The sequence below is a fragment of the Vibrio sp. V31_P5A7T61 genome (genome assembly GCF_009904895.1).
Lineage (GTDB): Bacteria > Pseudomonadota > Gammaproteobacteria > Enterobacterales > Vibrionaceae > Vibrio > Vibrio metschnikovii.
Map to the genome: position 1 here is coordinate 38,855 of NZ_WXWI01000057.1, position 13,262 is coordinate 52,116.

At 45.6% G+C, this 13,262-nt stretch carries 14 protein-coding genes; 6 read left to right on the forward strand and 8 right to left on the reverse strand.

Translation table 11 applies throughout. The features are described from left to right. Nucleotides 1-27 precede the first annotated feature (27 nt). Together CAG58_RS12405 and CAG58_RS12410 are read left to right on the forward strand one after the other, a co-directional pair. A complete protein-coding gene (locus CAG58_RS12405; protein ID WP_154169969.1) occupies nt 28-375 on the forward strand; it encodes a 5-carboxymethyl-2-hydroxymuconate Delta-isomerase in 348 nt (115 codons plus the stop codon). Nucleotides 376-386: 11 nt separating this feature from the next. Beyond that, nucleotides 387-824 (forward strand): DUF805 domain-containing protein, encoded by a 438-nt coding sequence (locus CAG58_RS12410; RefSeq protein ID WP_161425803.1) that lies wholly within the window; start codon nt 387-389, stop codon nt 822-824. Here the strand turns inward: CAG58_RS12410 and CAG58_RS12415 are convergent. After that, nucleotides 821-1,162, reverse strand: coding sequence for a DUF3135 domain-containing protein (locus tag CAG58_RS12415; RefSeq protein ID WP_161425802.1), 342 nt, complete (start codon nt 1,160-1,162; stop codon nt 821-823). The genes CAG58_RS12410 and CAG58_RS12415 overlap by 4 nt on opposite strands. Nucleotides 1,163-1,399: 237 nt before the next feature. Then, nucleotides 1,400-2,029 (reverse strand): helix-turn-helix transcriptional regulator, encoded by a 630-nt coding sequence (locus CAG58_RS12420; RefSeq protein ID WP_161425801.1) that lies wholly within the window; start codon nt 2,027-2,029, stop codon nt 1,400-1,402. A gap of 321 nt (nt 2,030-2,350) precedes the next feature. On the opposite strand from CAG58_RS12420, the gene CAG58_RS12425 reads away from it, so the two are divergent. From CAG58_RS12425 to ltrA, 3 genes are all read left to right on the forward strand, one after another. Further along, a complete protein-coding gene (locus tag CAG58_RS12425; RefSeq protein ID WP_004394454.1) occupies nt 2,351-2,641 on the forward strand; it encodes a co-chaperone GroES in 291 nt (96 codons plus the stop codon). Nucleotides 2,642-2,716: 75 nt separating this feature from the next. Beyond that, the gene (groL, locus tag CAG58_RS12430; protein ID WP_158138974.1) at nt 2,717-4,354 is read left to right on the forward strand and encodes a chaperonin GroEL; all 1,638 of its coding nucleotides are present in this window, start codon (nt 2,717-2,719) and stop codon (nt 4,352-4,354) included. Between the two features lie 1,089 nt (nt 4,355-5,443). Continuing rightward, nucleotides 5,444-7,117 carry a group II intron reverse transcriptase/maturase gene (ltrA, locus tag CAG58_RS12435; RefSeq protein WP_148533180.1) on the forward strand — a complete coding sequence of 558 codons (1,674 nt, stop codon included), beginning with the start codon at nt 5,444-5,446 and terminating at the stop codon, nt 7,115-7,117. A gap of 216 nt (nt 7,118-7,333) precedes the next feature. On the opposite strand, the gene CAG58_RS12440 is transcribed toward ltrA, so the two are convergent. After that, nucleotides 7,334-7,804, reverse strand: a complete 471-nt coding sequence (locus CAG58_RS12440; protein ID WP_158138973.1) for an MgtC/SapB family protein — start codon at nt 7,802-7,804, stop codon at nt 7,334-7,336. A gap of 180 nt (nt 7,805-7,984) precedes the next feature. After that, nucleotides 7,985-9,007, reverse strand: a complete 1,023-nt coding sequence (epmB, locus tag CAG58_RS12445; RefSeq protein WP_161429680.1) for an EF-P beta-lysylation protein EpmB — start codon at nt 9,005-9,007, stop codon at nt 7,985-7,987. A 32-nt stretch (nt 9,008-9,039) separates the two neighbouring features. Between epmB and efp the strand changes: the two genes are divergently transcribed. Then, nucleotides 9,040-9,606: an elongation factor P gene (gene efp, locus CAG58_RS12450; RefSeq protein ID WP_004394459.1), complete on the forward strand. Its 567-nt coding sequence runs from the start codon at nt 9,040-9,042 to the stop codon at nt 9,604-9,606. Between the two features lie 247 nt (nt 9,607-9,853). On the opposite strand, the gene frdD is transcribed toward efp, so the two are convergent. Genes frdD through frdA form a run of 4 tightly spaced genes read right to left on the reverse strand, consistent with a single transcriptional unit; the run spans nt 9,854 to nt 13,181 of the window. Further along, nucleotides 9,854-10,216 carry a fumarate reductase subunit FrdD gene (gene frdD, locus CAG58_RS12455; protein WP_161426209.1) on the reverse strand — a complete coding sequence of 121 codons (363 nt, stop codon included), beginning with the start codon at nt 10,214-10,216 and terminating at the stop codon, nt 9,854-9,856. Between the two features lie 10 nt (nt 10,217-10,226). Continuing rightward, nucleotides 10,227-10,610: a fumarate reductase subunit FrdC gene (gene frdC, locus CAG58_RS12460; protein ID WP_004394461.1), complete on the reverse strand. Its 384-nt coding sequence runs from the start codon at nt 10,608-10,610 to the stop codon at nt 10,227-10,229. 1 nt (nt 10,611) lies between these two features. Continuing rightward, complete coding sequence (locus CAG58_RS12465; RefSeq protein WP_004394462.1) at nt 10,612-11,370, reverse strand: succinate dehydrogenase/fumarate reductase iron-sulfur subunit; 759 nt, start codon at nt 11,368-11,370, stop codon at nt 10,612-10,614. Then, nucleotides 11,370-13,181 carry a fumarate reductase (quinol) flavoprotein subunit gene (gene frdA, locus CAG58_RS12470; protein WP_158138971.1) on the reverse strand — a complete coding sequence of 604 codons (1,812 nt, stop codon included), beginning with the start codon at nt 13,179-13,181 and terminating at the stop codon, nt 11,370-11,372. The genes CAG58_RS12465 and frdA overlap by 1 nt, the downstream gene beginning before the upstream one ends. Nucleotides 13,182-13,262 lie beyond the last annotated feature (81 nt).

Consider the following 13,262-nt stretch of genomic DNA (forward strand, 5'->3'; position numbering starts at 1 on the left):
ATCGAGAGTGATAGACAGGGAGTTTTCATGCCAAATTTAGTCTTAGAGTATTCAAATTCTGTTGAGGAGCGAGTCAACATCCAAGGATTACTGGAAGATTTACATCAAGTAGCGATAGACAGTGGGTTATTTGAAACCGCCTCGATCAAATCTCGCACTTTGCGTTGTCATCATTGGTTGATTGGTGAACAGGGCGATAGTGTCGACTTTATCCATCTCAGCTTTGAATTACTCGATGGACGTAGTGGCCAACAAAAACGTGAGCTTTCTCGCCAGTTAATGGCCGTACTCGCTGAGCAAGCGAGTCAGGTTCATTCATTAACGATCAATGTGCGTGATATGGACAAAGATAGTTTTCAGAAAATTATTTATTGAGTGAGTAAGTAATGCCATTAACCCAATTGTTGTTTTCTTTCCATGGCCGGATTGGTCGCCAAACCTATTGGTTATGGAATCTCGGTTATTATTTGACCATTATTGTTTTCATGTTAACAGTGAGTCGCTGGTTACCGAGCTTTGCGGCCTATCTTTGGCCATTATTACTGCTTGGGCTCTTATTGCCAGATTTAGCGGTAACCGCTAAGCGCTGGCATGATCGCGATAAGTCGAGTTGGTGGTTGTTATTGAATTTACCGTTGTTGGTCGGGCGAATGGGTATGCCCGTTGGGGAAACAACGATGGCGACCACTCCCAATTGGTGGGAAACCGCCCTTGCGTTACTTGCATTGGGCTGCGGAAGTTGGATTTTAGTCGAATGTGGTTTTCTTGCGGGTAAAGTGACCGATAATCGTTTTGGCAAATCCCCCCATACAACGAATCCCTAGCGCCAATCATCGTGGCGAGCTTGAAAAGGGATAATTTGTGCCGAGGTGGTTGGTTGGCTATCTCCTTCTAAAGCACCTCGAAACTTGATCATTTGTACACTCAGTTCCTGCATCAGTTTGACATTTGCATGGTGAGGATTTTTACAGCGGCTCAGTATGCGATCAATATGGTTTTGCTGGGCGCGTAATCGCTCTTGCATGATAGCGGAAGCAGAATCAATCAATTCATCACAGAGCGATTGTTTCAACGAGCTAAACGCTTCAGGATTTTGCTCCGCTAGCAATACTAACTCATCAAAAGAGGGGAGAACTTGGATAGGACTGGGTGATCGAGACATTGAGTGCACCTTATCTTCTATGAGTACCATGCCATGAGGTAAATCATGGCGGATGAAGAGGTGACCCGAAAGCAAATAGCGTTGCTGAACTTGTTGGTTGGTTGAAGCTCACCACGTGTTTACTTGTTACAGGCCATGCCTCCTAATGACTTAATGATCAGTATAGATAACAGATCAAAATAATGAGAAGAGAATCACGCCATTCTCATTATTGAAACAGAAAATCGGCTACGGCGCTCAAAGATGTGCTGAGACAGGTTGGATACGATAAGCGCAGCGGTGCTGGCCTTCAATAATGTGCTCGCTACGTTCGATATGACACTCTGGGCCAAGTAGCTGCTTAAACACATTGAGTTCGGAGACGCAGAGAGCGGGGCAGCGTTTAGCCGCTCGACAGATAGGGCAGTGATTTTCAATCAATAAATAGCCCCATTCTGTACGTTCTAGTTCAGCCATATAGCCTTCTTGCTCACGCAATTTGACTAAAGTCTGTAATTTAGTTGCTAAATCATTACAGGCTATTAATGCTTGTTGGTAATGTTGCAGTGTATGCGCTTCTCGTTCAGCGGTGACTTTGGCTAAGCCATCTTGACCAAATAGATGTTCAACCGCGTCGATCATTTGAATCGTTAGCTCACCATGTCGGTCTGCAAACTGATCATGTCCTTTTTTGGTTAGCGACCAATGACGAGTTGGGCGACCGACTTTGACTTTGACATCATAGAAAATCAGGATCCCCTCATCTTCTAAGCTTTGTAAATGCTGTCGAGCGCCCATGGTGGTAATGTGCAGATCATTTGCCACTTGTTTTGCTGTGACAGCACCTTCTCGTTTGATGGTGTGTAAAATCCGCTCGATGGTCTTCATGGTTTTCCTCTTTAATTACTCTGTCTATTATGGATAAGCCTCTTAATAAAGCAAAGGATTTACAATCACCTGAGAATAGAATCCTCACTGAACGTCGCGCTGGATGACCGTTGAGTCTGCAATTCTTGATCCTATGGATCGTTGTTGATCGATCGTTTCCTTGGGCGTTGAATCTTTTCTCGATAAATTTGTTAACTAAATCACGTTTTTTTTATTCTTCCCCCTTGGGATTGTTGGCTTTCTCCCCCACATAACAGTCACAAGCTGAGTAATCAGCCTTTTCATTAACCTCATAGAAAATAAAATCAGGAGAGACGACCGATGAACATTCGTCCATTACACGACCGAGTTATCGTTGAACGCCAAGAAGTTGAATCTAAGTCTGCTGGTGGCATTGTTCTAACGGGCTCAGCGGCAGAAAAATCCACTCGTGGCAAAGTATTAGCTGTGGGTAAAGGCCGTATCCTTGAGAATGGTTCGGTTCAAGCGCTGGATGTAAAAGTGGGTGATACTGTTATCTTCTCTGAAGGTTACGGTACCAAAACAGAAAAGATCGATGGCAAAGAAGTGTTGATTCTATCTGAAAACGACATCATGGCGATTGTCGAGTAAGAGTAAGCATTGAGTAATTTTTGCTCTGATTCAAAAACGATTGATTAAAACAGAATTAAGAAAAGGAAATGAAACATGGCTGCTAAAGACGTTAAATTTGGTAACGATGCACGCATTAAAATGCTAGAAGGCGTTAATGTTCTCGCTGACGCGGTAAAAGTGACTCTTGGCCCTAAAGGTCGTAACGTAGTATTAGACAAATCGTTTGGTGCTCCAGTTATCACTAAAGATGGTGTGTCCGTTGCGCGTGAAATTGAACTGGAAGACAAATTCCAGAACATGGGCGCACAAATGCTAAAAGAAGTCGCTTCACAAGCCAATGATGCTTCTGGTGACGGTACGACAACCGCAACCGTATTAGCACAAGCGATCATTACTGAAGGCTTGAAAGCTGTCGCTGCGGGTATGAATCCAATGGATTTGAAACGCGGTATTGATAAAGCCGTTGTTGCTGCCGTTGAAGCGTTGAAAGACCTATCAGCACCATGTGCAGACACCAAAGCCATCGCTCAAGTGGGTACTATTTCTGCAAACTCTGATTCAAGCGTGGGTAATATCATTGCTGAAGCAATGGAAAAAGTTGGCCGTGATGGCGTTATTACGGTTGAAGAAGGTCAAGGTCTACAAGATGAGCTTGATGTTGTGGAAGGTATGCAATTTGATCGCGGTTACCTATCTCCTTACTTCATTAATAACCAAGAAGCGGGTAGCGTTGACTTAGACAACCCATTCATTCTGTTGGTTGATAAGAAAATTTCTAACATCCGTGAATTACTGCCTGCGCTTGAAGGCGTCGCCAAAGCGTCTCGTCCATTACTGATTGTTGCGGAAGATGTCGAAGGCGAAGCGTTAGCCACTCTCGTTGTTAACAATATGCGTGGTATCGTTAAAGTTGCTGCGGTTAAAGCACCTGGTTTTGGTGACCGTCGTAAATCAATGCTACAAGACATTGCTATTCTAACTGGCGGTACCGTTATCTCTGAAGAGATTGGTCTTGAACTTGAAAAAGTGACGCTGGAAGATCTTGGCCAAGCAAAACGTATTTCTATCACCAAAGAAAACACCACCATTATTGATGGTGCTGGTGAAGAAGGAGCTATCAAAGGCCGCGTAGTGCAAATTCGTCAACAAATTGAAGATGCAACATCAGATTACGACAAAGAGAAACTGCAAGAGCGCGTTGCTAAATTGGCTGGCGGTGTAGCAGTAATCAAAGTCGGTGCAACCACTGAAGTTGAAATGAAAGAGAAGAAAGATCGCGTAGAAGATGCGCTACACGCGACTCGCGCTGCGGTTGAAGAAGGTGTTGTTGCGGGTGGTGGTGTTGCACTAATTCGTGCTGCCGCTAAAGTAGCGGGCCTTGAAGGTGACAACGAAGATCAAACCGTGGGTATCCGCCTTGCGCTGCGTGCAATGGAAGCCCCTATTCGTCAAATCGTTAAAAATGCTGGCGAAGAAGATTCGGTGGTTGCTAATAATGTTCGTGCTGGTGAAGGTAACTACGGTTACAACGCTGCAACGGGTGAATATGGCGATATGATCGAGATGGGTATCTTGGATCCAACTAAAGTTACTCGTAGTGCACTACAATTCGCTGCTTCAGTTGCAGGTCTGATGATCACTACGGAAGCAATGGTGACTGAGCTACCAAAGAAAGATGGCCCAGCAATGCCTGATATGGGCGGTATGGGGGGCATGGGCGGCATGATGTGATGCGACAAGGGTCGCATTTGACCGTTCCTTGGTGTTAATCACTAAGGTGGGCAGAAATATCAGAAGATATAACTGCCCTAGCTATCACCCGAGGATGTAAAGATAGCGCTCTCCCAAGAGTTCCTCACCATTAAACCACCCGCTGGAAACAGCAGTAAGGAAACAAGTATTGAGGCAGCACCGCTGCCTCAGATTTTCACTATGATCACATACCTTTTAAAGGTGTACAACGTGAGCGGGAAACCGCAATTTAGGAAAATAAAACTTGGGACCGACATATCGGGCAATGCCCGATATGCCCTTCACTTAAAAGCACTGGCTTCTTAATAGAACTCGGTAATTTACTGTGTTTCATCACAAGAAGATGCGCTTCACGGTCAAAACGACTGAAGCTTGTGTGTTGTATTGTCTTACTTTCAGCAGCAGCCTGAACTGATAAGACCAACTTTGTAGCAAGTTGTAGCCTAGGGATAGTGCGAATCTAGTAATGGATTGGTGCGAAGCTTCCTGACAATGTACCCCCTGAAAAGGTGCAATTTCTGTGTGAGCAGAATTGTAGATATCACTAATGACAAGTGGTTGAGGGGCTAGGCTTGGTTATAGGGTTAACGTACGTGAACTGTTGATAAACAACGTCAGCCGCGTTGAGCGAAATGTCTTTGTTACGCTCTGACCAAAAGGTATGTGGACAGGTTCTTTCTTTTACATCTGGGAAGACGCTACTGTTGTGCCACCGTTGGATAGACAGAACCTAAGTAACTATTTGTACAAACACAGGAACTTGGTAAGCCCAATTATCCGCCCAAGTGGCAGGTGACTCGTAAGAGAAGCTGTTGGGTAAGTGGGTATGGGAACGATGGAAAAAGCGAATGCTTGGCTGTAATGGTCATGATAGAGGTTCAGACTTTGCTTCGACTCGAAAGAGTGCAGACTTCCATTAGGTCTTTAATCGTAAGATGGCTTGTAAAGCTGAAAGCGGGTTAATGTTATTGCGTTAACCTGAAACAATCCCCCCTAGGGTGAATGACATTTCACCCTAAGGGGGGATCTGTCTTCATTTCCCATGGGGGTAACCATGAGGAAAGCAAGATGAGTAGCACACAGTGTTTACCTGCATTCTCACACCAGAATGATGGCTGGCATGCCCTAGATTGGAAACTATGCCATCGGACAGTGAAGAAGCTACAAGTGCGGATTGCGAAAGCAACGCAAAGGAAAAATTGGCGACAAGTAAAGCAACTGCAACGAATGCTTGTGAAGTCTTTTTCTGCCAGAGCATTAGCGGTTCGAAAGGTTACTGAGAACCGTGGTAAGAAAACACCCGGTGTGGACGGAGCAATCTGGAATACACCCCAATTGAAATGGGAAGCGATACATAATCTCAGTCGTAAAGGTTACAAACCGATGCCACTAAGACGTGTTCACATTCCTAAAGCTAACGGAAAAACCCGCCCATTGGGGATACCGATCATGCGGGACAGAGCGATGCAGGCCTTGTACCTGCTAGCTTTAGAGCCCGTATCGGAAACCAGAGCGGACAGGAATAGCTATGGCTTTCGTCCTCATCGTGCTTGCGCTGATGCTATCGAACAATGTTTCGTGAATCTCAGCCGTAAGTCGAGTGCCCAATGGGTACTAGAGGGCGATATCAAAGGGTGTTTCGACCATATCAGTCATGAATGGCTTATTGCCCACGTCCCTATGGATAAAGCGATATTAAAGAAATGGCTGAAAGCCGGATTTATGGAATCCGGAAGTTGGAATCCTACTGTGGCAGGCACACCACAAGGGGGAATTATCTCTCCTGTGTTGGCCAACATGGCTTTAGATGGACTTGACGAGGTATTGGAATCTCATTTTGGGAAGAAGAACACCAAGGCGAGCTATAAGACTAAGGTCAACTATGTACGTTATGCGGATGACTTCATCATTACTGGGATCTCGCAAGAGCTGCTGGAAAATGAAGTGTTACCTATAGTTGAAGCCTTTATGGCGGAGCGTGGGTTGGCACTATCGAAGGAAAAGACGTTGATTACACATATAGAGCAAGGGTTCGATTTCCTTGGGCAAAATGTACGAAAATACAACGGTAAGATGTTAATCAAACCGTCGAAGAAAAACGTGCAGACATTGCTGAACAACATACGGGATTATCTCAACAGCAATAAAATGGCTCCAGCTCAGGCGATCATTGCCAAGCTGAATCCGATGATTCGGGGATGGTGTAACTACCATCGTTGGATTTGTGCTAGCGAGACATTTAAGTATGTGGATTACCGGATCTGGAAAATGCTTTGGAAATGGTGCCGACGCATTCATTCTAATCGCCGTAAACGCTGGATTAAGAACAAGTATTTTAAGACAGTGGGTGAAAGAAATTGGGTGTTTAGCGCACCAAAACAAAAAGGGGAAGAAGGCTACTATCGTCTGTTTTACGCAGCACGAGTGAAGATCGACAAGCATGTGAAAATTCGGGCAACAGCCAATTGTTACCTACCCGAAGACGAGCAGTATTTTGAACGTCTAAAGATGCAAAGGTTGAAGAAATCTTTGGCAGGTAACCTGAAGTTGTGGAAGATTGTTGAAAGACAAAACTTCCAGTGTGCGGTCTGTCAACAGACGTTCAACTCAGAAGATGAGTGGGATATTCACCATATCATCCGACGGGTTGATGGGGGCAGCGACGACAGTTCGAACTTAATGATGTTGCATGTGAATTGTCATCGACAAATTCATGTATCTCAGTTGCCAATACCTCTTTGAAAACATCTTGGTAAAAGTTAGTTGCTGGTTTCATCCATAATGGAACTTATAAAGGCTTGAGCCGTATGCGGGGAAACTCGCACGTACGGTTCTTAGGGGGCGGTGGCGCAGTAATGCGCTGCTGCTACCCGACATGCTAGCCTAATGCGCTAATTAGTAAAAAACCGGAGTGAAAACTCCGGTTTTTTTATATTTATCGAGAGTGAAATGATGCAATTAACGGCCACGAAATCGTTGATGAACACCACGGCGTAAACTTTGAAAAGTATTTTCCACTTTATCAACACCATAGAGCACTAACAAAACCAGCAGGGTAATCACCACCGATTGTACCCAATAGCCTAAGCCGATCATTAAACCGAGTGCTGCGAGCACCCAAATTACCGCGGCAGAGGTTACGCCATGAATTTTACCGTCTTGAGTCATCATTACGCCGGCCCCTAAAAAACCCACCCCAGTAATAATTTGTCCTAGTACGCGCGCTTGATCTAAGGTATTTGGCGACAAAGACACTGCCATCGCCATAAAAAAATAGGTTCCGGAGATAATCAAAATCGAGGTTCTAATCCCAACGGGTTTGCCACGAGTTTGTCGCTCAATACCGACCAGCAATCCGTTAACCGCACAACAAAACAGTGCATACCAGCTGAACGGCCCTAGATCAAGTAGGGTGTCTAAAGTGAACATGTTGTCTCCAAATGTGAGCGCGCGACAAAGGCGTCAGTATGCGTGATCTTGTTTGATTAGTTAAATCATAGACTTTATTGGTTTTGATAAAAAATGTTTATACTCTTTTTATCATCATCGACCACAATCACCTCAGTGGTAACGTTTGACGGTGGTATGATGACCGATAGAGTTAGCGAATCATTCGAGGTGGAGATCTAAGGGCGTTTTGCTCGGTCGTCCACCAATTTCTCTGGTTAACTTGGGAACTAAGTAACCAGACACTTGCTCGATCAGCCCTGCGATAATCGCTCTAGCTTGCTCATCACTAACATAAAAATGCGCCGCGCCTTGCACTTTATCTAGTACATGCAAGTAATAGGGCAAAACTCCAGCATCAAATAATGCTTCACTTAATGCGACTTGTGCCGGTACTGAATCGTTGACGCCTTTTAAGAGCACGCTTTGATTGAGTAGCGTTACTTTTTCGGCCCTTAAGCGAGCCAGTTGTTGGCTCAGTTCAGTATTAATTTCATTAGCGTGATTAATATGGGTTACGAGGATCACCTGCAAACGAGTTTCGGCGCATAAGCTTACTAGTTCATCGGTAATGCGAGCGGGGATCACCACGGGTAAGCGAGAATGAATCCGTAATCGCTTAATGTGTGGGATAGCGGCAATCTGTTCGACCAGCCAGCTCAGCTCATGATCTTTTGCCATGAGTGGATCGCCACCGGAAAGGATTACTTCATTGAGCTGTCGATGTTGGGCGATGTAGTCGAGGCTTTGCTGCCACACCAATTTATTGCCTTTATTATCTTGATAAGGGAAATGGCGTCGAAAACAGTAGCGACAATTGATCGCGCAGCCACCTTTGACGATCAGTAAGCAGCGATTACGGTATTTATGCAATAACCCCGGCGTCGAGTTATTTTGTTCTTCGAGTGGATCCGTCGAGTAGCCAGGGTGAATAATAAATTCGTCACTCAATGGTAGCACTTGGCGCAAAAGGGGATCGTGAGGATTACCTTTTTCCATCCGCTCAACAAAACTCTGGGGTACTCGCTGCGCAAAAAGCGCTCTGGCTTTAAAGCCAGATTGCCAAGGCGATGGATCGATGGCTAACTGTGTGAGTAACTGCTCGGGATCGGAGATCCCATTCGCTAGCTGTTGCAGCCAGTTTTGCTCAACAGATTGGTGTTTTCGGGTTATTATATTTGGCATTGAATTTAACTCGAAGAAGGTAAGAGGAAAAAATGGCTACTGTTAGCACGAACGAATTTAAAGGCGGTCTGAAAATTATGCTTGATAATGAGCCTTGTGTCATTCTCGAAAATGAGTATGTGAAGCCAGGTAAAGGTCAAGCATTTAACCGTGTACGTATCCGTAAATTGCTTTCTGGTAAAGTGTTAGAGAAAACCTTCAAGTCAGGTGATTCTGCCGAAGTGGCTGATGTGATCGATATCGATCTTGATTACTTGTACAGCGATGGTGAATTCTATCATTTTATGAACAACGAAACGTTTGAGCAAATTGCCGCGGATGTAAAATCAGTCGGTGATAGCGCGAAATGGCTGGTTGAAAACACCAGTTGCACTTTGACATTATGGAATGGTAACCCAATCTCGGTTACGCCACCAAACTTCGTTGAATTAGAAGTCACCGAAACCGATCCTGGCCTAAAAGGCGATACGCAAGGTACTGGTGGCAAACCTGCGACTTTAGCTACTGGCGCTGTAGTTCGCGTACCTTTATTTATCGCTATTGGTGAAGTGATTAAAGTCGATACCCGCAGTGGCGAGTATGTTGGACGCGTGAAATAAGCTTCTATCCCCTTCCTACTTGAAGCTGCAGCGGTATTGGCTACGTTTGTTCACCTCAATCACATAGTTTGCCTATGCTCATGGGGATTTACTCACTTGCCGCCTACCTGCATCTTCAACTCGTTTGGGCATATCTCATCAAATAGAGATAAAAGAGCCAGCGCAATGCGCTGGCTCTTACGTTTAGTGTCCTTCCATTAGGGGTGAGCATAAATGGAAGGTTGAATGGCTAAATCAGCTTGCGTAACTAGATCAGAAAAATAAACACAACGGCTAACACAGAAATCAGCGCCGCAAATGCGTAACAAGCAATTTTTCCCGCCAAGCCAGTGTGAAATTTCAGATCATGCATACCATGATGTAGGCGGTGCATGGCATGCCACATTGGCAAAGCAAGGGTGCCTATAATAAATAAAGCACCAACAATGCTGGTCGCGAAAGCACTGACTCGCTCATAACTCATGGCTTGCGCATCAATCATACCCAGTGGAACCATGATCCCAAGCACGAGTACCGTGACCGGAGTAATCATCGCAAACCAAGTACCACCAGCACCAAATAGGCTCCACCAGATGGGTTCGTCTGAACGTTTTGGATTGGTATTCACCACAATAAGCTCCTTACACCACAATGAGAACGATCAGTGAAATGACAGCCACTGCCGCCCACTGAGTTAAGACAATGATCTTTTTATCCAGCAACTTACCTTTAATGCGAATCGGCATGACTTGCGGCATCATGCCAAAAAAGGTGTGTGCATGAAATAAGCTCCCCGCTAGAGCAACGATGTTAATCGCTACAACCAGTGGATTCGCCATAAACGCTAACCAACTCTGCCAAGCCTCGGGACCTTTGACTAAAGATCCCAGCCCGATAGTCAAAAATAGCGTGAATAGAATGAGTGGCAGTACGGTTGCTTCGCGTACCATATAAAGACGATAGAAAGGATCATCCTTCCACCACGTACGGGTCATTTCACGAACGTAAGGTTTACGATTACTCATTCTATGCCTCCACTTTTTTAGGTGAACCGTCAGGTTTCAACATGGCAATCACGAAATCCATGGAGGACTCGATTTTGCCTTGGTTAACGGCTGCAGCCGGATCAACATGTTTTGGGCAGACTTCTGAGCAGTAGCCAACGAAAGTACAGCCCCAAGCGCCGTTATCACCGTTGATCAGTTTCATGCGCTCGGCTTTACCGTTATCTCGGCTATCCAAATTATAACGGTGCGCCAAGGTCAGTGCTGCCGGGCCGATAAACTCAGAGTTAAGTCCAAATTGAGGGCAAGCGGCATAACACAGACCACAGTTGATGCAGCCTGCAAACTGCTTATAGCGAGCCATCTGCTCTGGCGTTTGTAAGTTCGCACCATCTTCAGGGGTGCGATCATTGCCAATGATGTACGGTTTAATCGCTTCTAGTCGTTCGATAAACGGCGTCATATCGACGATTAAATCTTTCTCAATCGCGAAGTTAGCGAGCGGTTCAATCTTGACACCATTTGGATAGTCACGCAGGAAGCTTTTACAGGCTAACTTAGGCACACCATTGACCATGATGCCGCAAGAGCCACAAATCGCCATCCGACAAGACCAGCGATAGGCGAGATCTTTATCGACATTATCTTTGATGTAACCGAGGGCATCGAGGACCGACATCGTGTCATCAAACGGTATCTCAAACGCCTGTAAATGAGGCTTTGCATCTTGCTCTGGGTCGTAACGTAAAATATCGACTTTTTGAATACGGTCTGCGGCCATTATTTTTGCTCCTCTGCGCGTTGCTCGGCGGCTTTTTCTGCGGCTGCGGCTTGATCAGCGGCTTCACCGTAGAGGCGCGCTTTAGGTTGAGACTTAGTGATTTTCACATCGCTGTAATCAATCTTTGGTGCGCTATCCGGTTGATAAAAGGCCAATGAGTGTTTCAGGAAGTTGACATCATCACGTTCAGTGCAGCCTTCATCAAGACGCTGGTGAGCACCACGCGATTCTTTACGTAGCATCGCTGAGTGTGCCATGGCTTGCGCCACCTCTAAGCCATAACCGACTTCAATCGCATACAGTAGATCGGTATTAAAGACTTTACCTTTATCTTTGATGCTGATGCGCTTATAACGCTCTTTCAGTTCAGCTAACTTATCGATGGTGGTTTGCATCAGATCTTCTTGGCGATAGATTCCACAACCCGCTTCCATGCTATGACCCATTTCGGTACGGATCGTCGCCCAGTTTTCATCGCCCTCTTGATTCATCAATGCTTGAATCCGTGCTTCAACGGCCTTGACTTGCTCGTTAATCGCCGAGTCGTTCCAGCCTTTAAAGCTTTCCGCCCGTTGCACGGCATGTTCACCAGCGACGCGGCCAAAGACAACAAATTCAGCTAATGAGTTAGAGCCTAAACGGTTGGCCCCGTGTAGACCAACGGAGGCACATTCACCCACCGCAAATAAGCCTTTAATGCGAGTTTCACACTGGCCATTGGTTTCGATACCACCCATGGTGTAATGGACCGTTGGACGAATAGGAATAGGCTCTTTCGCTGGGTCAACGTTAACGTAGGCTTTTGATAGTTCGCAAATAAACGGTAAACGTTCTTGCAGATATTCTTCACCAAGATGACGCAAATCAAGTAGGACAACATCACCTAATGGATGTTTAATGGTGTTGCCTTTTTGCTGTTCGTGCCAGAAAGCTTGTGACACTTTGTCACGTGGTCCAAGTTCCATGTATTTATTTTTCGGCTGACCAACTGGGGTTTCTGGGCCCATGCCGTAATCTTGTAAATAACGGTAACCATGTTTATTGACGATGATACCGCCTTCTCCTCGGCAGCCTTCGGTCATTAAAATACCGGTACCTGGTAGTCCGGTTGGGTGATACTGGACAAATTCCATATCACGCAGTGGCACACCATGACGATACGCCATCGCCATGCCATCACCCGTTACAATACCGCCGTTGGTATTGCAATGGTAGACACGTCCAGCACCGCCAGTAGCGAGCACTACCGATTTTGCTTTAATAATGACCAGTTCACCTTCTGCCATATGAATGGCAATCAGGCCTTGCACTTCACCATCAACGACTAATAAATCGACCACAAAGTATTCGTCAAAACGCTTGATTTGTGGGTATTTAATTGAAGTTTGGAAGAGAGTATGCAGCATATGAAAGCCGGTTTTGTCGGCGGCAAACCAAGTCCGTTCGACTTTCATGCCTCCAAAACGACGAACGTTGACTTCCCCATTGTCTTTACGACTCCAAGGACAACCCCATTGCTCCATTTGGATCATTTCACGGGTTGCATTAGCAACGAAATATTCGACGACATCCTGTTCACACAGCCAATCACCACCACCAACGGTATCGTTAAAATGATTGTCTAGGCTGTCTTCTTCCTTGATAACTGCTGCGGAGCCACCTTCAGCGGCAACGGTATGGGAACGCATAGGGTAAACTTTAGAAATTAGTGCAACTTCTAAATTTGGGTTAGCTTCAGCCGCTGCAATAGCAGTACGAAGACCAGCGCCACCAGCGCCGATGACTGCGATATCTGTGGTAATCGTTTGCACAGTTATCCTCCAGTGTAGTGTATTGTAAGGCTTGGTTATCGCCTCTGATTATTATGTGGCGCGTGATGCGGCTAGAAAGAT